Origin of the sequence: Micromonospora globispora, from assembly GCF_003857015.1 — a bacterium.
Classification (GTDB): Bacteria; Actinomycetota; Actinomycetes; order Mycobacteriales; family Micromonosporaceae; genus Micromonospora; species Micromonospora globispora.
The window spans coordinates 1-22,804 of the sequence record NZ_QGGF01000125.1 but is presented as its reverse complement, the minus strand read 5'-3'; the positions used below and the strand labels follow the sequence as shown (position 1 = coordinate 22,804).

Genomic DNA, 22,804 nt, shown 5'->3' with positions numbered 1-22,804 from the left:
GCCCCGGGCCTCGACATCGAGGCCCGGGGCGGCGGGGCGGCCCTGGCCCGCAGCGGTCCGCGACGGTCATCCGGCGCGGGCGGCAGGCGTGGCCCCGACGGCGCGACGACGCGCCCCCGACGATGCGAGTTGAAGGATGACTGACACCAACGACCGGTCCCCCTCCGTCTTCGTCCACCCGACGGCCGACGTGGAGGAGGGCGCCAAGGTCGGCGACGGCACCAAGGTCTGGCACCTGGCCCACATCCGCTCGACCGCGCAGGTCGGCGCCGGCTGCGTCATCGGACGCAACGTGTACGTCGACGCCGGCGTCACGGTCGGCGACCTGGTGAAGATCCAGAACAACGTCTCCGTCTACCAGGGCGTGACGATCGAGGACGAGGTCTTCGTCGGCCCCTGCGCGGTCTTCACCAACGACTTCCGCCCGCGCGCCCAGAACCCGGACTGGACCATCACCCCGACCCTGGTGCGCCGCGGCGCCTCCATCGGCGCCAACGCCACCCTGGTCTGCGGCATCGAGGTCGGCGAGTACGCGATGATCGCCGCCGGCTCGGTGGTGACCCGGGACGTCCAGCCGTACCAGCTGGTCGCCGGCAACCCGGCGCGGCCGAAGGGCTGGGTCGACGAGAAGGGCGAGGTCATCTCCCGGGACGTCGACAACCCGCCGCAGCGGGGCTGAACGCGCCGAGGGCGACGGTGGACGGCCGCCCGCCGTCCACCGTCGCCCTCCGTCGTTGCGGCGGTCAGCCGCAGAGGCGGCCGACCTCCTCCCGGAACCGGTCCATCGGGTTCACCCCGGCCGGCCCGAGCAGGTACTCCTTCAGCTCCCGCCGCGCCTCCGTCATCGGGTCGTCCCCGGTCCGGGTGACGGCGAGGATCTTCTCCAGCTCGCCGCAGTCGGACGAGAGCAGGTACGCCGCCCGGGCGGTGGGGAACTCCCGACGGAACTCGTCCTCGGGCAGGTCCCCCGGGTTGGCCACCACGTACGGCCGCTCGCTCTGCACGAAGTCGGAGACCACGCTGGAGACGTCGCTGACCAGCAGGTCGGTGGCGTTGAAGCAGTCGAACAGGGCCGGGGTGCGGCCGGTGACCACCAGGTGGCCGGTGCCGTCCAGCGAGGTGGCGTCGGTGTCCCCACCGGCGGCCCGGATCCGGGCGACGATGCGGTCGTGGACCGCGCCGGCCTTCTTCGACCGGCTGCCGGTCAGCGGGTGCGGCTTGTAGATCACCCGGACGTCGCCGGCGGCGAGCAGCCCGCTGACGATCCGCTCCCCCATCAGCACCAGCGAGGTGTGGTACGGGTCGTCGTCCAGCCAGCCCTCCCAGGTGGGCGCGTACAGGACGGTGAAGGTGTGGTCGGCCTCGGCCGAGCCGAAGGTGTGCACCCCGGCGAGCTGCGGGCGGCCGATCTCCACGATGTCGCGGTCCAGCACGCCCACCCCGGCCCGGGCGTAGCGCTCCCGGCCGGCCGGTCCGGCCACCCAGACCTCGTCGTACACCTTGCTGTACGGGTTGACGCTGGCCTGCTTGTCGCTGTCCCCGTGCCCGACGAAGACGTGCTTCATGCCCGGCTCGCGGAGCATGTGGATGTTGGCGCCGACGTTCGCCGCGTACAGGGCGACCTTGATGCTGCTCAGGTCGAGGTTCATGAAGTCCACCCCGGCCGGTACGCAGATCACCGGCAGCCGGGTGTCGGCCAGCGCGCCGAACGCGTCCTCGGCGCGCAGCAGCACGACCGCCCGACGCCCGGTCGCCTCGATCGGGGCGAGCCACATGTTGGCCTGGTAGGCGTCCTTGCCGGGGCCGGCGAAGTACAGCGCGACCTCCGGCCGTTCCCGGGCCATCCAGTCGTGCACCGCGGGCAGCACGCCGGGGGCTCCGCCGCGCCCGCGCAGCCCGGTGAGCGCCAGCACCGCCGCGGTGACCAGCCCCGCGGCCAGGGTGACCAGCCCGGTCACCACCACCGGTGCCACGTCGTCGACCAGCGCGGCCACCACGGCCGCCGGCACGAGGAGGACGTTGAGCAGCGGCAGCCGCAGGCCGGCGAGCCGCTGGGCCCAGACCGGCGGGACCGGCACCCGGCGCAGCGCGCCGAGGTCGATGTTCCGGGTGAACGCCGGGGTGGCGGCCCGCCCCTCGGCGACCCTGGTCAGCGCGGCGGTGCCGACGGCCACGGCCCACAGCCCGGCGGGCAGCAGCATGACCGCGATGGTCGCACCCACCCCCGGCCGGACCGCGCTGACGATCAGCAGGACGACCGACAGGTCACGGGTGAGCCGCCGCCAGACCAGCCCGAGGCCGGCCTTCTGCAGCAGCTCGCCCGTCTCGGCGAACCGGGTGGCCAGGGCCAGCTCACCGGCGATGACGACGAGCGCGGCGACCGCGTACGGGATCACCCAGCCGAAGACGCCGGACAGGATCATGATCCCGTAGCCGAGCAGGGTCGCGCCGACCATGGCGAACCCCTGCTGGCTCCGTACTCTGCTGAACAACGACACGCTCCTGTCTGCTCACCGATGTCGATCAGGTGCGATACCGGGCAGCTGCGACCTTAAACGGGCCAAGTAACACAAGTATTGCCGGGGTGTCCGGCAGGTGAATATCAGCCGCGCTGGTCACCGGGGGTGTCGGCCGGGCCGCGCAACGCAGCGGGCCCCGGCCGACGACCGGCCGGGGCCCGCTGTCGGGCGGACGGGTTCAGCCGCCGATGACCACCCGACGGACGCCGGTCCAGCGGGCCGGGTCGGTCACCCGGCGGCCGTCGACCAGCACCGTCACGCCCGGCAGGTCGGCCGGGGAGAGGGTGCGGTACTCGGCGTGGTCGGCCTGGATGACGGCGGCGCCGATCGGCTCGCCCTGGTAGCCCGGCAGGCCGTGCGCCTCGAGCTCCTCGTTGCTGTACATCGGGTCGGAGACGTACGGCTTGGCGCCCCGGCGGCGCAGCGCCTCCACCGTCGGGAAGACACCGGAGAAGGCGGTCTCCTTGACCCCGCCGCGGTAGGCGGCGCCGAGCACCAGCACCCCGACGTCGGTCAGGTCGCCGTACGCGGCGGCGAGCAGGTCGACGGCGTACTCCGGCATGGCGGCGTTGGCCTCACGGGCCGACCGGACGACGGTGGCCGCCGGGTCGTTCCACAGGTACATCCTCGGGTAGATCGGGATGCAGTGGCCGCCGACCGCGATGCCCGGCTGGTGGATGTGGCTGTACGGCTGGGTGTTGCAGGCCTCGATGACCTTGGTGACGTCCACGCCGACGGTGTCGGCGAACCGGGCGAACTGGTTCGCCAGGCCGATGTTGACGTCCCGGTAGGTCGTCTCGGCGAGCTTGGCCAGCTCGGACGCCTCGGCCGAGCCCAGGTCCCAGACGCCGTTCGGCCGATCGAGGTCGGCCCGCTCGTCGAAGTCCAGCACCGCCTCGTAGAAGCGCACGCCGTGCTCGGCCGACGCCTCGTCGATGCCGCCGACCAGCTTCGGGTAGCGGCGCAGGTCGGCGAAGACCCGACCGGTGAGCACCCGCTCCGGGCTGAAGACCAGGTGGAAGTCCTTGCCGGCGGTGAGCCCGGAACGCTCCTCCAGCATCGGCGCCCAGCGGTTGCGGGTGGTGCCGACCGGCAGGGTGGTCTCGTAGCTGACCAGGGTGCCCGGCTTGAGACCCGCCGCGATGGCCCGGGTGGCGTCGTCCATCCAGCCGAAGTCCGGCACACCTTCCGCGTCCACGAAGAGCGGGACGACCACGACGACCGCCTCCGACTGGGCGACCGCGGCGGCGGTGTCGGTGGTGGCCGAGAAGAGCCCGGCGGCCACCGCCTCCTTCAGCTTGACGTCCAGGTCGGTCTCACCCGGGAACGGTACGGCCCCGTCGTTGACCAGCCGCACCACCCGCTCGGAGACGTCGGCACCGATCACCCGGTGCCCCTTCGAGGCGAACTGCACGGCGAGCGGCAGACCGATCTTTCCCAGCGCGACGACGCAGATGTTCATGGAACTACTTTCCTCCTGAGGGCCACATTCGGCGGAGACGGGCAACGAACCGACCGGGCGTCACCGGCGTGATCGCGACGATCACCTGGCCCTTGTGGTTCGTGGTGGGCGTGACGAGGTGGAGCTGCACGCCGCGCCGCGCCAGCAGACGTGGTGCGGCGATGCGTCGTTCCGTCCGCAGCGGTGCCGACCCGGTCCCGCCCAGCGCGGTGACCTCGGCCCGTACCACCCGACGTTCCCCGCTCGGCGCGACGACCGCGAGCAGCTGGTCCACCGCGAAGTCCGTCCGTACGACGGTACCGGGGCCGCCGGGAGACATCGACATGGCACCCGTCAGCTCGCCGACGCTGACCCGCACCGCGCCCTCGGTGAGCTCGGCGAGCTCGGCCCAGCGGCTCTGCGCGGTGACCACCAGCGCCCGGGCGCCGGCGGCGTCCCGCCCCCACGCCAGCTCGGTCGCGGTGAGCTGAGCCAGCTGCTTCGCGACCTGGTCGGTCACGTCGTACCAGTCGTCCGGGTAGCCCAGCGCCGGGTCGCGGAAGCCGACGTAGTGGGCGTACCAGCGACCGTCCTCGACGGTCACCTCCGGCAGGGTCCTGCCGGCCTGCTGGCGGATCAACTCGCCCAGCCGGTCGAGGTCGGCGTCCCGGGCGATCAGCAGCCGCAGCCGGATGTCCGCGTCGAGCTGGTCCCGGACGCCGTCGGTGAGGTACGTCTCGGTCAGCTTGCGGATCCGGTCGTGGACCTGCTGCTGGACCTCCGGCGTCAGCTCGAGGAACTCGGGGCGGAGGAGCTTCGCCACCTCCCAGGTGAAGTGCCGCACCACGATCGCGTCCCGCCGCCGGCCCGGCTCGATGAGCCCGGCGTCGTAGGCGAGCAGCTCCTCGGCGCAGCGCAGCCGCTCCTCGAACCGGCTCGCGTAGGTGATGTTCTGCGCGTTCTCCCGCTTGACCGCGTAGTAGTACTCGTAGTCGGCCAGGACGGAGATCTTCCCGGCCCGGAAGCAGGCCTCGAGGGTGAACGGCTGGTCGCTGCCCATCGGCATGTCCTCGCGGAACCGCAGGCCGTGGCGTTCGATGAGGTCGCGCCGGAACAGCTTGGTGTTCGACAACGACCAGGGCAGCGCGCTGTCGAAGAGGTCCACCTGCTCCTCGGTGCTGGCGTAGATCGCCTGGTGGACGTAGCGCTTGTTGGCGCCGACCATCCGGCCGAGGACCACGTCCGAGCCCCAGCGGTCGGCGGCGTCGACCAGCCGCTCCAGCGCCTCCGGCCCGAGGTGGTCGTCCGAGCCGACGAAGAAGACGTAGCGGCCCCGGGCGTGGTCCAGGCCGCGGTTGCTCGGCGTCGCCGGGCCGCCCGAGTTGGGCTGGTGGAGAACGGTGAAGGTGCCGGGGTAGCGCTCCGCGAACCGGTCGAGCTCGGCCTCGCTGCCGTCGGTGGACCCGTCGTCCACCGCGATCACCTCGAGCCGCTCCAGACCGATGGTCTGCTGCACCAGCGAGGTCAGGCAGCTGGTCAGGTACGGCATGGTGTTGTAGACGGCGACGATGACCGTCACGTCCGGCTGGCTCACGCGCCCACATCCACCGAGGTCGGGACCGGGGCGGGCACCGGGCCGGCGCCGGTGACCGGGCGCGCCCGGTCCGGCAGCAGCCGGGAGTAGATCCCGTCCAGGATCTCCGCCTGCGCCTCCCAGGTCCACTGCGCCAGCAGGCCCGGCCGGTCGTACACCGCCCGGTACCGCTGCGGGTCCGCCAGCACCGCCCGGACCGCGCGGACGAAGTCGGCCACGTCCTCGGCGCGGAACACCTCGCCCTGGCCGGTCGAGCGGACCGTCTTCGCCATCGTCTTCACGTCGGAGACGATCAGCGGCAGCCGAGCGTGCGAGTACTCGAAGAACTTGGTGATCAGCGCGATCTCGTGGTTGGGCCAGTGGTGGATCGGGATCACGCCCGCGTCGGCGGCGGAGAGGAAGGGCACCACCTGCCAGTGCGCCACGTACGGCAGAGCGTGCACCCGGTCCGCCACGCCGAGCTTCGCCGCCCGGGCCAGGACGCCGGAGACGTACGGGCCGGTCGGCTTGTTGACCACCAGCGCGACGTGCACGCCGGGCAGCTCGGGCAGCGCCTGGACCATGATGTCGAGGCCGCGCTGCTTGGCGGCGGCACCGCTGTAGACCAGCAGCGGCACGTCGGGGCCGATCCCGCAGAGCGCCCGCAGGTCCGGCGCCGGGGCCTCGGGCTCCAGCTCGCCGTGGTCGGCGGCCGGGGCGTTGAGCACGACGTCCGGCAGCTCGGCCAGCCCGTGCTCGCGCTGGAGCAGCTCGGCCAGGCCGTCCGAGACGGTCATCACCGCGTCGGCGTACGGCGCGTACTCCCGCTCGTGCGCCACGTGGGCCGGCAGCCAGCGGCCGTTGTCCTGCCACGGCTTGATGCCGGGAAGGAACTCGTGCGCGTCCCAGACCAGCTTGATCTGCCGGCCGGCGGCGGCCGCGCGGATCTTCGCCCGGGCCCCCACCCCCAGCATCCGGAAGTCGTTGGCGTGGATCAGGTCCGGCGCCAGCTCGTCGATCACCGGCCCGTACGCCAGCTCGTAGTCCCACAGCCCCGGCTCCAGCCGGCGCCAGGCGCGGTCGCCCTGCACGGTCTGCCAGAACTTCGTGTAGGCGCGGTCCCACGGGCTGCGCAGCTTGCGCCGGGTCCGGGCGTTGGTGAGCGACCAGTACCGCAGGGAGACCCACTTGCCGGTCACCTTCGCGGCCAGCTCCTGGGCGGTCAGCGCCGCCCCGCTCAGCCCGCTGTCGCCGCCGGCGACGGCCAGCTGCGCCCGCCGCAGCGCCAGGTCGGCCTTCCACGCCTTGACCGCCTGGGCCCGGTGGGCGGCGATCCCGGTGGGCGGGTACGCCAGCGGCCACCGCAGCCAGGCCCGACGGAACTCGTGCCGGCGCTTGGCCAGCGGGTTCGGCATCTTCAGCAGGCGCACCTGTGCTTCACCGAGCTGCCAGTGCCGTTCCTCGCGCGCCGGGGACCGGCCGAGCAGGATGACCTCCCAGCCGGCATCGGCCGCCGAACGGGCGGCCTTCTGCACTCGGGAGTCACCGTTGACCCCGTTGTCCACCAGCATCACGACCCGGCCACGGGAGTGTGGCCGGGCGGCAGCGCCGTCGATCGCCATGTGCCGGAATCCGCCTCTCTGCGGGCTGTGTCCGTCCGTCGCGGGGCGGCACGTGCCGGTGCACAGCCGCCGGGCCTCGCGCGGGACCCCGCCCCACGAGCCATCGCGAGTGTACGGCAGGACCACCCCCGCCAACCTCCGCCTCACCCGCCCTCGCCGGTACGTGGAGGGGCGCCCGCCACCCCACGCCGGTGACCTGCGGCACAGGGGCCGGGTGGCGGGCGACGGGGGTCAGAAGAAGTTGTTGTAGAGCCCCTGAAGGAACACCGCCTGCCCCACCGAGAGCAGCACCAGGCCGGCGACCACGCCTCCGCGCAGCCAGCGTCGGTCGAACCCGGCGGTCCACCGGTCCACCACCACACCGGCGCAGGCGGCGACCAGCGGGTAGAGGAACATCCAGGTCCGCTCGACCTCGCCCGGGCGCAGCTTGGTCAGCTCGGACGGCAGAGCCGCCCAGGCGAGCATGAGGAGCACCAGCGTGGTCACGAGCACCGGCCGCCCGGCCCCCGGCACCTTGCGGAACACCCCGTAGACGCCGAGGGCGGCCAGCGGCAGACCGGCGTACATCAGCCAGGCGGCCGGACTGCCCACCAGCCAGTACCAGTTGTAGGGAGTGCCGACCTTCGGGGAGACCTGGTACGAGGCGAGGACGTCGAACCCGAGGACCAGCCAGGCCAGGGCCAGCACGGCCAGCCCGCCGACCGCCGCCGCGACGAGCAGCCGGGCCGCGGCGCGCCAGCCGATCTGGATCACCAGCGCGACCGCCGCGGCGAGCGCGATGAACGAGGTGGCGAACGTCATCAGGGTGCCGGCGGCGAGCACCGCGCCGGCCGCCGCGGCCACCGCCGCCGAGCGGCGCTGGGCGGCCAGGACGAACAGCGCCGCGCTGAGCGTCATCGGCACCGCGAAGACCGTGTCGAGGTTGCTGTACGCCATCATCAGCGGCGCCGGCGCCGCCGCGAACAGCACGGCGCCGATCCGGCCGGCGCGCTCTCCCGCCAGTGTCCGGCCGATCAGCCAGGCGGAGATCGCCGAGGTGAACGCGACGACGGCGATGACCACGGCGACCCGCATGCTCTGCGACGCGCCGAAGATGCGGAACAGCAGGTAGAGGAAGACGAAGACGCCCGCCGGGTGGGTGCGGGAGTTGTACGAGTGGAACTTGTCACTCAGCTCGGGGTGCCGCTCGACGAACTCCCGCAGCCCCAGCTCGTAGACGAAGTGCAGGTCTGACGTGTAGTACGGCGACTTCGGGCCGGTGGCGATCCCCCGGGTCAGCTCACCGACCTGGCCCCGGACCAGGTTGACCGTGGTGGCGGCGACCACGCCGGCGACCACCACGAGGGCGAGGGCCAGCCAGGTCGGCAGCCGACGCCAGGAGGTGACCATCCAGCCGACCCCGGCCAGCAGCACGGCGGCCGGGATGACGGTCAGCGCGAGATCGTCCCAGATCGGGATCATGATCCCGTAGATCGGCGGACGGGCGAAGTAGCCGTACCCGATCGGCGGGAGCACCTGGCTCAGCTTCCAGAATCCGTAGAGCGCGGCGCCGGTGGCCACCATCGCGACCGCCGGCCAGTACCGCCACCGCGGCTCCGGCATCTGCTCGGCCGGTCCGTCGTCGGGTCGATCGATCAGCGTGGTGGCGGAGCCGGCGGTGCCGGCACCCCCCGGTTCACGAGATGCGTCGGGCAGATCGTCGTCGCGCTCGTCCACCTCAGAGTTCCCCCGTTTGTTTGTTTGGTAACCGCCGACCCGGGAGCCCCACCCGGCGCTCGGCGCCCAACACTGTACGGGACGGGACCTGGCGAGCGGGGGGCGTCGATCACTCTCCGTCGATGTTCGTGGAGCAGGGCGGGCGAACGCCGCCACGGGCGTTACCGTCCGTGGAAGAAAGGCAGCGATGTTAGCCTAGGCCGCCCTCGCGCTGGGCCGGCGGACCTGGCACCCATTCCACCCCCCGGGCCACCGGCCGATCACGTACATGAATCGGAGGAAACACTCAGATGAAGGTCCTCAGCATCGTCGGGGCCCGGCCGCAGCTGGTCAAACTCGCGCCCATCGCCGCGGCGTTCGCCGCCACCGACCACGAGCACGTCATCGTGCACACCGGGCAGCACTACGATGCCGACCTCTCCGACGTCTTCTTCTCCGGCCTCGGCATCCCGGACCCGGACGTGCACCTCGGCATCGGTTCGGGCAGCCACGGCGTGCAGACCGGCCGCACCCTGGCCGCCCTGGACCCGGTGCTCGCCGAGCAGCGGCCCGACTGGGTGCTCGTCTACGGCGACACCAACTCCACGCTGGCCGGCGCGCTCTCCGCGGTGAAGATGCACCTGCCGGTCGCGCACCTGGAGGCGGGGCTGCGCTCGTTCAACCGCCAGATGCCCGAGGAGCACAACCGGGTGCTCACCGATCACTGTGCCGACCTGCTGCTCGCCCCCACCGAGGAGGCGATGCGGCACCTGGCCGCCGAGGGGCTGGCGGCCCGGGCGGTGCTGGCCGGCGACGTGATGGTCGACGTCTGTCTGCGGGTCCGGGACACCGTGCTGGCCGGTGGGCAGCCCCGGTTCGAACTGCCCGAGGGGATCGACCCGGACGCGCCGTACCTGCTCGCCACCCTGCACCGGGCGGAGAACACCGACGACCCGCGCCGGCTCGCCACGCTGGTCGCCGCCCTGGCCGAGCTCCCCGTGCCGGTCGCGCTGCTGGCCCACCCGCGACTGGTCGCCCGGGCGGACGAGTACGGCATCAAGCTGGCCGGCGGTTCGCTGCACGTGGGCCGTCCCCTGCCGTACGCCGGCATGGTCGCCGCGGTGCTCGGCTCCGTCGGCGTCGTCACCGACTCCGGCGGCCTGCAGAAGGAGGCGTACCTGCTGGACCGGCCGTGCACCACGCTGCGGCCGGAGACCGAGTGGGTGGAGACCCTGCACGACGACTGGAACCGGCTCGTCCCGGACCCCACCGCGCTGGGCGGTCAGGGCTGGGTGGAGACGGTGACCCGGCCCGCGCCGAGCGCCGGCCGCGGCACCCCGTACGGCGACGGCCGGGCGGCCCAGAACGTGGTGCGGATCCTCGCCGAGCACGCGCGCTGAGCACAGACATCGGGGGTGGTCGCTTCCTGCGACCACCCCCGATCCGTCTGCGCGGTCAGCGGCGCGCGGCCGCCTCGGAGACCGGCGGCGGGTCGAGCGAGGTGGTCGCCACCGCGTTCGGGAAGCGGCGGGCCAGCTTCCAGCCGAGCGTCACCGACAGCGCGTCCGAGGCCACGATCATGTCGACGTGGTCGAGGCCGAGCCCCGGCAGCCGCTTGTCGAAGATCCGGGACAGCACCAGCGGCCGGAAGTTCTGGTACGTCTTCATGAAGACCCTGCGGTGGAACGCCTTGGAGAGCCGCTCCTGCCGGCGCTGCAGGCTCCGGACCGGCCGGCCGGCCGCGCCGTCTCCGGTGAGCCGGCCCAGCCCGTTGAGCACCTTCTCCGGGGCCCGGGTGACCAGGATCCGCTCCACCCGCATCACCGGGTGCCGCTTCTCCGCCCCCCGCAGGGCCAGGATGTGCAGGTTCGGCCGGTCGGCCAGGTCGTCCCAGTTCTTGTCGCTGAGCACCAGCAGGTCGACCCGCGCGCCCTCGTCGAGCAGCCGCTCGGCCAACGCCTTCACCCGCTCGTGCGGACGCAGGTTGAACGCGAGCAGCAGCACCCGCGGTTGCCGACTCTCCGCCACCGTCGCAGACCTCTCCTCGTGCTCCCGGACCGTCGTCACGACCGCGTCTCCCCACCGGCGATGCCGCGCTTGACCATCCCCCGCAGCCGCGCCTCCAGCGGAGCCGTGACCGCCTCCCGGGTGAAGGTGGCGGCGTGGGCACGGGCCACGGCCCGCTGCTCGGCGGACATGTCCCGGGCCGCCTTGCCGGCGGCGATCATCGCCTCGGCGATGTCGTTCACGTCCAGGCTGTTCGGGTTGAACCAGAGCGGGTAGCCGGCCAGCACGTCCTGTGCGGCGATGCCCGGCGCGTGCACCGAGACGATCGGGCTGCCGCTCGCCATGTACTCGAAGATCTTGCCGGACGTCACGTACCGGGCGCCGCCGGCGAGGAACACCAGAACGTCGCTCTCCTGGTACACCTTGCCGACCTCGGTCTTCGAGACCGGGCCGCGGTAGTGGATGCCGGTGTCCGGCAGCGAGTGCCCGTGCTCCCCGCCGGGCAGCCCGAGCCGGCCCATCAGCTCGGCCTGGCTCTGCTTGAAGTAGCCCAGGTGGCCGTAGATGTTCAGCTCGGCGTCGGCCAGCTCCGGGTGGCGGCGGGCCAGCTCGAAGGCCTCCGCCAGCTGCTCGACCGGCTGGGTGTTGTTCATCGTGCCGAGGAAGGCGAAGCGCAGCGGGCGGGCCTCGTCGGTGGTGCTCGTCGCGCCGGTCGGTTCGAGCTGGGTGAGCAGGTCCGGGTCCCAGCCGTTCGGCACGACCATCATCCGGTCCGCCGCGTCCGGGTACCGCTCGGCGTACCAGGTACGCAGCGGCTGGTTCACGAAGACGGATGCGGAGGCGTCGCGCAGGATGCGCTTCTCCCACTTCCAGGCCGGGTGGTCCGGCTCGTACGCGGGCTCCTCGGTGAACATGTTCAGCGTCCAGGCGTCCCGGTAGTCGACGGCGAACGGCACGCCGGTGAGCTTGTGGATCATCCACGCGGCGGCGAACGAGGCGAACGGGTTGCCGGTCGCCAGCACCACGTCGAAGCGGCGCCGGGCGTGCATCTTGACCGCCTTGCGAACCGCCGCGGCCGCCCAGGAGAGGTAGTGCTCGGGGAAGAACTTCTTCAGCCCGAAGTTGTAGATGTTGCGGGCCAGAATGGGCGACATGCCCCGGAAGCGGCTGAAGTGCCGCAGGTCCCGTTCCCAGGCGAAATGGCTGATGTTCGGCCGCTCCACCCGGATGCTCGGATCCACCGTCTCCGCGAGCTGCTCGTCCACCGAGCCGATCACGTTGTGCAGGAACTTCAGCGGCGAGGCGAACGCGGTGACCTCCCAGCCCTGCGCGGCAAGGTAGTTCGCCGTGGCCCGGGCGCGGTAGACGCCGCTGGCCCGGGAGGGCGGAAAGTAGAACGAGAGGTAGAGAATGCGTGGTCGGCGCGGCTCCCGCGTCCGATTCATGAGTTGTCCCCCTGGACGGCATCCGACATCGACCGGAGCTGACGTTTCGGCGTATCACCAGCGTAGTCGTAACTGAAGCAGACGCTCGGTTTCGACGCCTGCGCGGCGCCGGTCACCAGGCGTGCCGCGTACGGCATGGCGAGCGGGTCCGTGACCACCACCACGTCCACCCCCGCGCCCCGACGGATCAGCGACTCGACCAGCCGGGGCCGGACGTCACCCCGCATCCGCAGTAACGCCCGGTGGACACGCGAGGCGACCCGGCGCTCGTACGACTTCTCGGCCCGCTTGGCGAAGCGGCGCAGCGGCCCCCGGCCGACCGTCCGCAGGACCTTCCGGGGCGCCTTGTACAGCACCGCCTGCTCGAACCGCAGCGCCGGTTGGCGCTGCTCGAGACCGGCCAGCTCGACCACCGTCACGCCGGTGGCGAAGGTCTCCTTGCTCCACGGTCCCGCCCGGTCGACGACCACGGTGGCCGTCCCGCCGTCGGCGAGGACCTGGGCGGACTCCTCCACCACCGCACGCCGCCGGGTTCCCCCGACGGACAGGAAAAGAACGTGCATCTCACTCCATCAGCTCTGGTCGCGTCGGCTCAGGCCGACGGGGCCGCCTGGTCGGAGAACCAGAGACCGTGGTGGGTGCGGGCGACCGCAGCGTACCCGTACCGGTCGGACAGCACCTTGCGGGCGAGTGACGGGTCGAGGCCCTGCGGAAGACGGGACCGTAGCGTGCGGTAGCCGGCGACGATCGTCTCCGGGTCGTCCGTCACGTCGATCATCACACCGGCGGCGTCCTCCACGCCGGCCAGCGTGCGCTCCGGGCCGCCGCAGCGGGTGACCAGAACCGGCAGCCCGGCGGCCACCGCCTCGATCACCGCGACGCCGAAGGTCTCCGCCCGGCTCGGGTGGACCAGCACGTCGTGCTCGCGCATCAGTCGCAGCGCCTCGTCCGGCGGGATCGCCCCGGTGAAGGTGACCGCGTCGGCCACCCCCAGCTCGGCCGCGCGGGCGGTCAGGCTGGCCTGCAGCGCACCCTCGCCCACCAGGGTGAGGGTCAGCTCCGGCTCCTCCGCCCGGCACCGGACGAACGCCTCCAGCAGCAGCGGGACGCCCTTCAGCTCGGACAACGCGCCGGCGAAGAGCCAGCGGCGCAGCGCGGTGACCGGCGTGGCCCGGGGCTGGTCGAAGGAGATCGGGTTGGAGATCGAGCCGATCCGGTCGGCGTGGTGCGGGAACGCCTCGACGAGCGGCCGGCGCACCCCCTCCCCCACGGCCAGGAAGCCGGTGCAGCGGTGCAGCACCTCGTCGTACATCTCCCGCCCGCGCGGCGTCTCCAGCACCTTGTCGAGGAAGCTGGCGTGCTCGGTGACGAAGATCCGCGCGTCCGGGCGGGCATTGCGGATCGCCGCCCAGCCGCTGGGCAGCCCGACGTGGGCGTGCACCACCGGGGCGTCGATCGGCTCGCCACCCAGCGCGGCGCGGAGCGCGACGTCGTGCCGGTCGGCGATCTCGGCGTGCCCGCGGCCGCGGGGCACCGGGACCGGCACGTAGACCAGCTCGGCCCCGCCGACGGTCGGGTTGCGGTGCAGCGTGTGCGGCATCAGCGCGCGGTGCGCGGCGAGGACCGCCCGGTCGGTCGGCTCGTCGAGCGCGGCCACCCAGGCGTCACAGTGGTAGACGGTCATCCGGTCGCAGCCGGGGGCGGTGGCGTCGACCATCGCCCGGACGAACGCGCCCCGGAACGGCAGCTCCCGGGTGGGGTACCAAGGGGTCAGAACAGCGACGTCCCGGTCAGAAGTTGCAGGCACCCCGAACCTTCCCGGCCATTTCGTCCAGACCGGTTGACGTTAACATGCACGCTGTCGATCACGCTCAACCGGCCCGCGGGCCGGCGGGGCCCCCGCGCAGTGACCGGAGACGCCCGTGACCCGAGACGGCCAGCCATGAAGGGCCCGCTGGAGCCGGTGCTGCGGCGGGTCACCTCGCCCGCCGTCGTCCGCCACGGCACCGCGGTTCGACTGCTGCGCGGGCTCGCCGCCGCGCGGGTGCTGCCCACCCCGAGCCGGGTCACCCTGGCGAAGCGGCTGCGCACCGGGATGATCCGAGCCGGCTGGTCGCCGGAGGAGTCCCGGGCCGCCCTGGCCGCCGTGGCCCGCACCGTGGACGCCGACACCCGGGCGGACCTGCTGGTGCAGGAGGTGACCGGGGAGCTGAAGGCCGGCCGTACGCCCGCCCACCTGGCCGAGGCGGTCGGCGCCGAGCTGGCCGCGGCCGACCAGGCGTACGCCCGGGGCGACCGGGCGGCGGCGGCCCGGCGACTGCACCGCGCCCTGCGCACCCAGTTCCACCGGACCGTGCAGTTCGACCAACTCACCTCGCCACTGGTCGACGATCCGGCGGCCTTCCTCGCCCCGCTGCGGGACAGCGCGGTCGGTCGGGTGCTGCTGGCCCCCCGGGGTCGCTCCGTTCCGGCGGCGCCGCCGCCGGCCGACCGGCCGCTGCGGTTGCTGGTGATGACGAACGGCAACGACCACTTCCTCCGCGAGATCCGGGAGCGGTACGCCGATCACCCCGGGGTGGAGTTCCGCTACCTGCACCTTGCCGACGACCCGGTCGCCGCGCCGCTGACCCGGCGGGTGGACGCGATGGTGGCCGAGCCGGTGCTCGGCGGTTCGGAGTACGGCGAGCAGGTGGAACGCTGGCTGCGCCCGCACCTGGATTGGGCGGACGTCCTCTTCGTCGACTGGGCCGTCGCCACGGCCGTCATGGTGACCCTGGTCGACCCCGGTGACACCCGGGTGGTGCTGCGGCTGCACAGCTTCGAGGCGTTCAGCTTCTGGCCGCACCTGATCGACTTCAGCCGGATCGACGATGTCGTGTTCGTCTCCGACCACCTGCGCGACCTGGCCGCGGCGGTGTCGCCGGACCTGGTCGGCGAGTACGCGCCCCGGCTGCACGTGATCAGCAACGCGATGGACCTGCGCCCCTACGCCATGCCGAAGGAGCCGGCCGCCCGGTTCACCCTCGGGCTGGTCGGGATCAGCGCGGTGGCGAAGGACCCGAGGTGGGCGATCGAGGTGCTGCGGCTGCTGCGGGCCGAGGATCCGCGGTACCGGCTGCTGCTGGTCGGCGCCGGGCTGAACACCGGGGCGGGCGAGGCGATCCGCGCCTACGGGGAGGCGCTCGAGGTCGACCTCGCCGAGCTGGAGCCGGCGGGCGCGGTGGTCCGGATCGGGCAGGTCACCGACGTGCCGAAGGCGCTCACCGAGATCGGGGTCATTCTCAGCACCTCGGTCCGGGAGAGCTTCCACTGCGCCGTGGTGGAGGGCGCGGCGAGCGGCGCCGTGCCGGTGGTCCGCGACTGGCCGTTCTTCGCGGCACGGGAGCACGGGGCGCACAGCCTCTTCCCGGCGGACTGGGTGGTCCGCACCCCGGCGGAGGCGGCCGCCCGGATCCGGGCGGAGACGGCCGACGAGGAGGCCTGGCGGGCCGGCGGGGCCGCCGCCGCGGCGCACGCCCTGGCGACCTGGGACTGGACGGTCACCAGGCACCACTTCGACGCGTTGCTGGGCGTCGCGGACCCGACCGCCGACTGACGGACCACATGCACGAGGGCCGGACCGCGTCGCGGTCCGGCCCTCGGCTACGTACGCCCGGATCAGCCGACGGCGACCCGTCCGCTCTGCTCGCTGTCGTCCCCGCTGGAGGGACCGACGCCGACCGTCTTGCCCACGGAGGCGGACTCCAGCAGGGCGGCGGCAACCTGCACGGTCCGCAGACCCTGCCGCAGGGTCACGATGTCGCTCTGCTTGCCCTCGACCGCGTCGCGGAACCGCTCGTGCTCGACGAGCAGCGGCTCCCGCTTCGGGATCGCGTACCGGACCATGTCGCCCTCGGCCACGCCGCGGAACGCGCGCAGCGCCTCCCACTCGGTGTCGATGGCGCCGTTGGCGTAGAAGGTCAGGTCGGCGGTGAGGGTGTCGGCCACGAAGCAGCCCCGGTCACCGGTGATCACCGTGGACCGCTCCTTGAGCGGGCTGAGCCAGTTGACCAGGTGGTTGACCATCGTGCCGTCGGCGAGCTGGCCGACCACGGCGACCATGTCCTCGTGCAGTCGGCCGCTGCGGGACACCGTGCGGGCCGAGACGGACGAGTACTCCTGGCCGGTGACCCATGCGGTGAGGTCGATGTCGTGGGTGGCCAGGTCCATCACCACGCCGACGTCGGCGATCCGGTGCGGGAACGGCCCCTGGCGCCGGGTGACGACCTGGTAGACCTCGCCCAGCTCGCCGGCCTCCAGCCGGGTGCGCAGGTTCTGCAGGGCCGGGTTGTAGCGCTCGATGTGGCCCACACCGGCGACCAGGCCGGCGGACTCGAACGCCTCGACCAGTCGGGTGGCCGCCTCGACGGACTGGGCGAGCGGCTTCTCGATCAGCGCGCAGACCCCGTTGGCGGCCAGCTCCAGACCGACCGACTCGTGCAGCGCGGTCGGGCAGGCGATCACTGCGTAGTCGATGCCCATGGCCAGCAGCTCACCGAGCTCGGACACCACCGGGGCGCGCAGCGTGCCGGTGACGTCGCCGGCCGGGTCGACGACCCCGACCAGCTCGACGCCGTCCAGGTTCGACAGGACGCGGCCGTGGTTGCGGCCCATCGCGCCGAGGCCGATCAGGCCGGCGCGCAGCTTGCGGCCCTCGCTCATCGGGCACCCCCGGCCAGGTTGGCGGCCTCAGCGATGCGCTCGAGGTCGGACTGGGACAGCGACGGGTGCACCGGCAGCGAGACCACCTCGGCGGCGGCCCGCTCGGTCTCCGGCAGCTCCCACGGGCCCGGCTTGCCGTCCTCGGTGAGGTACGGCTTGAGCCGGTGGATCGGGGTCGGGTAGTAGACGGCGTTGCCGATGCCCAGCTCGGTCAGGCGCGCCTGGGCGGCGTCCCGGTCGCCCCGCACCCGCACCGTGTACTGGTGGTAGACGTGCTTGGCGGCGTCGGCCACCGGCGGGGTGACCATGCCGGTGATGTTGGAGTCGAGGTACTTGGCGTTGGCCCGGCGCTGCTCGGTCCACTCGCCGAGCTGACCGAGCTGCACCCGGCCGATCGCCGCGGCGACGTCCGTCATCCGCATGTTGGCGCCGACGATCTCGTTGGCGTACCGCTGCTCCATGCCCTGGTTGCGCAGCAGCCGCAGGGTGCGGGCCAGCTCGGCGTCGGCGGTGGTGACCATGCCGCCCTCCAGGGCGTGCATGTTCTTCGTCGGGTAGAAGCTGAAGCAGCCGGCGGTGCCGAAGGCGCCGACCGGGGTGCCGTGCAGGGTCGCGCCGTGCGCCTGGGCGGCGTCCTCGACGACGGCCAGGTTGTGCCGCTCGGCGATGGCCATGATCTGGTCCATCGCGGCGGGGTGGCCGTACAGGTGAACCGGCATGATGGCGACGGTCCGCGGGGTGACCGCGGCGGCGACCGCCTCCGGGTCGACGCAGAAGCTGCCCGGCTCGATGTCCACGAAGACCGGCTCGGCACCGACCAGCCGGACCGCGTTGGCGCTGGCGGCGAAGGAGAACGAGGGCACGATGACCTCGTCGCCCGGGCCGAACCCGAGCGCCATCAGGGTGAGCTGGAGAGCGGACGTGCCGGAGTTGACGGCCACGCAGTGCCGCCCGGCGACCAGCTCGCCGAACTCCTCCTCGAACGCGGCGACTTCCGGGCCCTGCACGACCCGGCCGCTCCGCAGCACCCGGACAGCCGCCTCGATCTCGGCCTCACCGATGATCGGTCGTGCTGGGGGGATGAACTCTGGGTGCGGCCCGGGCATGGGGCTTCCTCCTGTCGACAAAATGCTCATTTGGGGGTTTCCGGCTTTCGGGGGGCGATAGTAGCTGCTTGAGGTGAACCGGTTGGCCGCCGCATCTTTTCGCGACCGGCCGGGTGAATCGGTGTGGTTGCGCGCGGCAGGTCACGGACGACGGCGCCGGGGGTCACACTTCCACCTCGTCGCGAACAGGCCTCACGCATGCTACCCGGAGCGCCGCGACGATCGCCGAGGCCATGCGGGGCACCTCGGCCGTGTCCAGCGGAGCCCGGGCGATGGCCAGGCGCCAGTAGATCGGCCCGACGATGAGGTCGACCGCGGCCCGGGGGTCGGTGTCCGGCGAGAGTTCCCCGCGCTCGACGGCCCGGCCGATCAGGATCCGGCCGACCGCCTGCTGGTAGTCGTCCAGCGCCGCCTGGAGCTTCTCCGCGATCTGCGGGTTGCGGGCGGCCTCGGCGAGCAGGTCCGGAATGATCTGCGAGGCGAGCCGGTGGCGCAGCGCCCGAGCCATCACGTGCAGCAGGATCTCCAGGTCACCCAGGAGGCTGCCGGTGTCGAGCAGCGGCAGGTTGCGCCCCGCCACGGCGGAGACCATGTCCAGCACCAGGTCGAGTTTCGAACGCCAACGGCGGTAGATCGCCGTCTTGCTCACGCCGGCCCGCCGGGCCACCGCCTCGATCGAGAGACGGCCGTAGCCGACCTCGGCCAACTCCTGCATGACGGCGGCACGGATGGCGGTGGTGATCTCACCACGCAGCACCGCCGCGCCTGCCGGGGCACGCCTCTTCTCGGTCGTCACGTGAGACAATGTAGCGCAACGACGATACGGTTGCGTCCCGACGTGTTTTGGACTACCTTCCACGCAGCAGCGAGGCGGACGATTCCGCACCGGCCCGCTAGATTTCATCGCCGCGACACCTTTTCTTCTGCTCCCCATCGGCACGAAAGATCGGAGCGCCTGACCATGGCCAACACCGCGGTGGCCGACCCCGACTCCGGGCTGAGCCAGGCTCAGCTCGCGCAGCGGTACGGGCTGCGGGTCGCCGGGGAACGCCCGCCCCTGGCCGAATACACCCGCAAGCTCTGGGCCTACCGGCACTTCATGACGGCGTACTCGCGGGCGAAGGTCGCGTCGTCGTTCAGTCAGACCCAGCTCGGGCAGCTCTGGCAGGTGCTGACCCCGGTGACCAACGCCGCGGTCTACTTCCTGATCTTCGGCTTGATCCTGAACCAGCACCGGAACGTGTCGAACTTCATCGCGTACCTGTGCACGGGCGTCTTCATCTTCATGTTCACCCAGACCGCGGTGACGAACGGCACCAGCGCGATCACCTCGAACCTGGGGCTGATCCGGGCGCTGCAGTTCCCGCGGGCCGCGCTGCCGATCACGGTCACCCTGGTCCAGCTCCAGCAGCTGCTGATGTCGATGGTGGTGCTGGCCGGCATCGTCCTGCTCACCGGCGAGCCGATCACCTTCCGCTGGGTGCTGATCGTCCCGACGCTGCTGCTCCAGACGGTGTTCAACATCGGCCTGACCATGATCATGGCCCGGATCGGCGCGAAGGTCACCGACCTCAAGCAGGTCATGCCGTTCGTCATGCGGACCTGGCTGTACGCCTCCGGCGTGCTCTACCCGGTCGCACTGTTCCGGCAGCACCTGCCCCCCTGGGCGGCGACCATCCTGGAGGGCAACCCGGCGCTGGTCTACATCGAGCTGGCCCGGCACGCGCTGCTGGAGTCCAACCGGCAGAACCTGGTCTCGCCGCCGACGCAGCTGTGGCTGCTCGGGATCGCCTGGGCGGTGCTGGTCGGCGTGGGCGGGTTCATCTACTTCTGGCGCGGAGAAGAGGAGTACGGCCGTGGCTGACCAGACCCAGCCGGCGGGCAGCACCGCGGTGACCGACCAGGGCCGCGTCCCGACCGTCGTGGTGGACGACGTGCACGTGGTCTACCGGATTCACAAGGGCGCCACCGGTGGCACCAGCCCCGTCTCCGCCCTCAAGCGGATCGTGTCCCGCACCAACGCTCCGAACATCACCGAGGTGCACGCGGTCAAGGGGGTGAGCTTCACCGCGTACCAGGGTGAGGCCATCGGCCTGATCGGCAGCAACGGCTCCGGCAAGTCCACCCTGCTGCGGGCCATCGCCGGGCTGCTCCCGGTGGACCGGGGTGCGGTCTACACGATGGGCCAGCCGTCGCTGCTCGGCGTGAACGCCGCCCTGCTCAACGACCTCTCCGGCGAGCGCAACGTGGTGCTCGGCTGCCTGGCCATGGGCATGGCGCCCGAGGAGGTCAAGCGGCTGGCCCCGGAGATCATCGAGTTCTCCGGGATCAACGAGCGGGGCGACTTCGCCTCGCTGCCGATGCGTACCTACTCCTCCGGCATGGGCGCCCGGCTGCGCTTCGCCATCGCCGCCGCGAAGAAGCACGACGTGCTGCTCATCGACGAGGCGCTGGCAACCGGCGACCGGAAGTTCCGCCGCCGCAGCGAGCAGCGGGTCCGTGAGCTGCGCGAGAGCGCCGGCACCGTGTTCCTGGTCAGCCACTCGCTCAGCTCGATCGTCGACACCTGCGAGCGGACGATCTGGCTGGAGAGCGGCGTGCTGCGGATGGACGGCCCGACCGAGGAGGTCATCGCCGCGTACGAGAACCAGCCGTAAGGCTGGTGAGCGCACCGGCCGGGCCCGCCCGACCGGTGCGCTCCGTCGTCCGCGTTAAGGTCTTCTGGTTGCCGGAGAAAGTTCACCACCCGGTCATCCGCGCGTAAACACCCCATCCCCCGCAGAAGTGAGGAACGGCAATGACGCAGGACCACACCACCGCACCGGACGCCACGCCGGCGAGCCCGGCACCCTGGCGCCCATCGCGGACGGTGGCCGTGATCCTTGCCGGGGGGACCGGGATCCGCCTCGGGCTGGGCATCCCCAAGCAGCTGCTCAAGATCGCCGGTAAGCCGATCATCGAGCACACCCTGGCCGTCTTCGAGGCCGCGCCGGAGATCGACGAGATCATCGTGCTGATGGCCACCGGCCACGTGCCCGACGCGCAGCGGATCGTCGCCAACGCCGGGTTCCGCAAGGTCACCCAGGTGATCGAGGGCGGCGACACCCGCAACGCCACCACCCGGATCGCCCTGGACGCGATCGGCGAGGGCGACGTCAACATCCTCTTCCACGACGCCGTGCGGCCGCTGGTCAGCGCCCGGATCGTGCGCGAGTGCGTGAACGCGCTCTGGACGTACTCGGCGGTCGACGTGGCGATCCCCTCGGCCGACACGATCATCCAGGTCGACGAGAACGACTGCATCACCGACATCCCGGTCCGCTCCACGCTGCGCCGCGGCCAGACCCCGCAGGCGTTCCGCTCCGGCACCATCCGCGAGGCGTACCGGCGCGCCGAGGGTGACCCCGACTTCGCCGCCACCGACGACTGCGGCGTGGTGCTGCGCTACCTGCCCGGCACGCCGATCAAGGTGATCGACGGCTCGGACGAGAACATCAAGGTCACCCACCCGGTCGACGTGCACCTCGCGGACAAGCTCTTCCAGCTCGCCGCCGCGCAGGCGCCCCGGCTGACCGACCGGCGCTACAGCGAGGAACTGACCGGCCGCACCATCGTGGTCTTCGGCGGCAGCTACGGCATCGGCCACGACCTCACCGAACTGGCCCGCCGCTACGGCGCCCAGGTCTTCCCGTTCAGCCGCTCCACCACCGGCACCCACGTCGAGCGGGCCGAGGACGTGGCGGCCGCGCTGAAGACCGCCTTCGAGGCCACCGGCCGGATCGACCACGTGGTGGTCACCGCCGGCATCCTCGAAAAGGGCGCGCTGGCCGAGATGGACGAGGAGACCATGGAACGGCTCCTGCACGTCAACTTCGTCGGCCCGGTCACCATCGCCCGGCAGTCGCTGCCCTACCTCCAGCAGACCAAGGGCCAGCTGCTGCTCTACACCTCCAGCTCGTACACCCGGGGCCGGGCCCGGTACGCGCTCTACTCGGCGACCAAGGCCGCGCTAGTCAACCTGACCCAGGCGCTCGCCGACGAGTGGGCCGAGTTCGGCGTACGGGTCAACTGCATCAACCCCGAGCGCACCGCCACCCCGATGCGGACCAAGGCGTTCGGCGAGGAGCCGGAGCACACCCTGCTCTCCGCCGAGGCGGTCGCGCAGGCGTCGCTGGACGTGCTGATCTCGGAGCTGACCGGCCAGGTCATCGACGTCCGACGGGCGCCGGGCGAGCAGGTCGCGGCGGTGCCCGCCCAGCCGGGCGCGCAGGCGTCCGAGCAGCTCTCCGCCGGCGTCGACGCCTGATCCGGCGACCACGGGACGGCCGAGATGCGTGGTGACCTGGTCCGGAAGCTGCTCGCCCGGGTACTGACCACCGGGCTGGCGGTGCTGGCGTTCCTTGTGGTGGCGCTCACCGGGGCGACCGGCTGGTTGGCGGCACGGATCTCCAGCGCACCGGCGTCGCGCAGCGGGCCCACCAGCAGGACCAGCCCGAGCAGGACCAGCGCGGTGGCGGCCAGCGCCGGGTCGAAACCGGCGTCCAGCCGGCGGGCGTACCCGACCAGGATCCCGGCGGCGACCAGGACGGACTCGGCGACCACCCCACCGAGCGAGTGGCCCAGCACCACCAGCCGGTCGCGGCGCCCCAGCCGCTCGGCGACCGGCCCGAGGCCCTCCAACACCCGCCGGGCGAA

Annotated in this window: 18 protein-coding genes and 1 pseudogene; 6 read left to right on the top strand and 13 right to left on the bottom strand. The window is 72.3% G+C overall.

Annotated elements, in window-relative coordinates:
* Positions 1-136: 136 nt before the first annotated feature.
* Positions 137-679 carry an acyltransferase gene (locus tag DKL51_RS04570; protein ID WP_109947302.1) on the top strand — a complete coding sequence of 181 codons (543 nt, stop codon included), beginning with the start codon at positions 137-139 and terminating at the stop codon, positions 677-679.
* A gap of 64 nt (positions 680-743) precedes the next feature.
* Here the strand turns inward: DKL51_RS04570 and DKL51_RS04565 are convergent, their stop codons facing one another.
* The 5 genes from DKL51_RS04565 to DKL51_RS04545 all read right to left on the bottom strand — a co-directional run bounded on the left by DKL51_RS04565 (position 744) and on the right by DKL51_RS04545 (position 8,871).
* Entirely contained in the window at positions 744-2,492 is a 1,749-nt protein-coding gene (locus tag DKL51_RS04565) for a CDP-glycerol glycerophosphotransferase family protein (protein WP_109947307.1), read from the bottom strand.
* Between the two features lie 205 nt (positions 2,493-2,697).
* On the bottom strand, positions 2,698-3,981 hold the full coding sequence (locus tag DKL51_RS04560) for a nucleotide sugar dehydrogenase (RefSeq protein WP_109947301.1): 1,284 nt from the start codon (positions 3,979-3,981) through the stop codon (positions 2,698-2,700).
* A 4-nt stretch (positions 3,982-3,985) separates the two neighbouring features.
* Positions 3,986-5,554 (bottom strand): glycosyltransferase family 2 protein, encoded by a 1,569-nt coding sequence (locus DKL51_RS04555; protein WP_109947300.1) that lies wholly within the window; start codon positions 5,552-5,554, stop codon positions 3,986-3,988.
* Positions 5,551-7,104, bottom strand: a complete 1,554-nt coding sequence (locus tag DKL51_RS04550; RefSeq protein ID WP_109947306.1) for a glycosyltransferase family 4 protein — start codon at positions 7,102-7,104, stop codon at positions 5,551-5,553. The genes DKL51_RS04555 and DKL51_RS04550 overlap by 4 nt, the downstream gene beginning before the upstream one ends.
* 282 nt (positions 7,105-7,386) lie before the next feature.
* Positions 7,387-8,871, bottom strand: coding sequence for a glycosyltransferase family 39 protein (locus DKL51_RS04545; RefSeq protein ID WP_109947299.1), 1,485 nt, complete (start codon positions 8,869-8,871; stop codon positions 7,387-7,389).
* Positions 8,872-9,161: 290 nt separating this feature from the next.
* On the opposite strand from DKL51_RS04545, the gene wecB reads away from it, so the two are divergent.
* Positions 9,162-10,250, top strand: a complete 1,089-nt coding sequence (gene wecB / locus DKL51_RS04540; RefSeq protein WP_109947298.1) for a non-hydrolyzing UDP-N-acetylglucosamine 2-epimerase — start codon at positions 9,162-9,164, stop codon at positions 10,248-10,250.
* Positions 10,251-10,305: 55 nt separating this feature from the next.
* Here wecB and DKL51_RS04535 read toward each other — a convergent pair whose 3' ends face one another.
* The 4 genes from DKL51_RS04535 to DKL51_RS04520 are packed head-to-tail and all read right to left on the bottom strand — an operon-like array spanning position 10,306 to position 14,109.
* Complete coding sequence (locus tag DKL51_RS04535) at positions 10,306-10,917, bottom strand: hypothetical protein (protein ID WP_123809724.1); 612 nt, start codon at positions 10,915-10,917, stop codon at positions 10,306-10,308.
* Entirely contained in the window at positions 10,914-12,302 is a 1,389-nt protein-coding gene (locus DKL51_RS04530; protein WP_165823241.1) for a glycosyltransferase, read from the bottom strand. The genes DKL51_RS04535 and DKL51_RS04530 overlap by 4 nt, the downstream gene beginning before the upstream one ends.
* Positions 12,299-12,865: a hypothetical protein gene (locus tag DKL51_RS04525; RefSeq protein WP_109965700.1), complete on the bottom strand. Its 567-nt coding sequence runs from the start codon at positions 12,863-12,865 to the stop codon at positions 12,299-12,301. Before DKL51_RS04525 ends, DKL51_RS04530 begins: the two co-directional genes overlap by 4 nt.
* A gap of 29 nt (positions 12,866-12,894) precedes the next feature.
* Complete coding sequence (locus tag DKL51_RS04520; protein ID WP_243422690.1) at positions 12,895-14,109, bottom strand: glycosyltransferase; 1,215 nt, start codon at positions 14,107-14,109, stop codon at positions 12,895-12,897.
* 135 nt (positions 14,110-14,244) lie between these two features.
* Between DKL51_RS04520 and DKL51_RS04515 the strand changes: the two genes are divergently transcribed.
* Entirely contained in the window at positions 14,245-15,897 is a 1,653-nt protein-coding gene (locus DKL51_RS04515; protein ID WP_109947294.1) for a glycosyltransferase, read from the top strand.
* Between the two features lie 62 nt (positions 15,898-15,959).
* Here the strand turns inward: DKL51_RS04515 and DKL51_RS04510 are convergent, their stop codons facing one another.
* From DKL51_RS04510 to DKL51_RS04500, 3 genes are all read right to left on the bottom strand, one after another.
* On the bottom strand, positions 15,960-17,003 hold the full coding sequence (locus DKL51_RS04510) for a Gfo/Idh/MocA family protein (RefSeq protein WP_109964815.1): 1,044 nt from the start codon (positions 17,001-17,003) through the stop codon (positions 15,960-15,962).
* Positions 17,000-18,109: a DegT/DnrJ/EryC1/StrS family aminotransferase gene (locus tag DKL51_RS04505; protein ID WP_109947292.1), complete on the bottom strand. Its 1,110-nt coding sequence runs from the start codon at positions 18,107-18,109 to the stop codon at positions 17,000-17,002. The genes DKL51_RS04510 and DKL51_RS04505 overlap by 4 nt, the downstream gene beginning before the upstream one ends.
* A gap of 163 nt (positions 18,110-18,272) precedes the next feature.
* Entirely contained in the window at positions 18,273-18,905 is a 633-nt protein-coding gene (locus DKL51_RS04500) for a TetR/AcrR family transcriptional regulator (RefSeq protein ID WP_109947291.1), read from the bottom strand.
* Positions 18,906-19,070: 165 nt separating this feature from the next.
* Here DKL51_RS04500 and DKL51_RS04495 point away from each other — a divergent pair, with 165 nt between their 5' ends.
* The 3 genes from DKL51_RS04495 (at position 19,071) to DKL51_RS04485 (ending at position 22,415) form a co-directional block, all read left to right on the top strand.
* Entirely contained in the window at positions 19,071-19,973 is a 903-nt protein-coding gene (locus DKL51_RS04495) for an ABC transporter permease (protein WP_109947290.1), read from the top strand.
* Positions 19,966-20,766, top strand: coding sequence for an ABC transporter ATP-binding protein (locus DKL51_RS04490; RefSeq protein WP_109947289.1), 801 nt, complete (start codon positions 19,966-19,968; stop codon positions 20,764-20,766). The genes DKL51_RS04495 and DKL51_RS04490 overlap by 8 nt, the downstream gene beginning before the upstream one ends.
* 140 nt (positions 20,767-20,906) lie before the next feature.
* Positions 20,907-22,415 carry a bifunctional cytidylyltransferase/SDR family oxidoreductase gene (locus tag DKL51_RS04485; protein WP_109947288.1) on the top strand — a complete coding sequence of 503 codons (1,509 nt, stop codon included), beginning with the start codon at positions 20,907-20,909 and terminating at the stop codon, positions 22,413-22,415.
* 116 nt (positions 22,416-22,531) lie between these two features.
* Here the strand turns inward: DKL51_RS04485 and DKL51_RS37400 are convergent.
* Positions 22,532-22,708, bottom strand: a pseudogene (locus tag DKL51_RS37400) (CDP-glycerol glycerophosphotransferase family protein); the annotation flags it as partial.
* Positions 22,709-22,804: the final 96 nt, after the last annotated feature.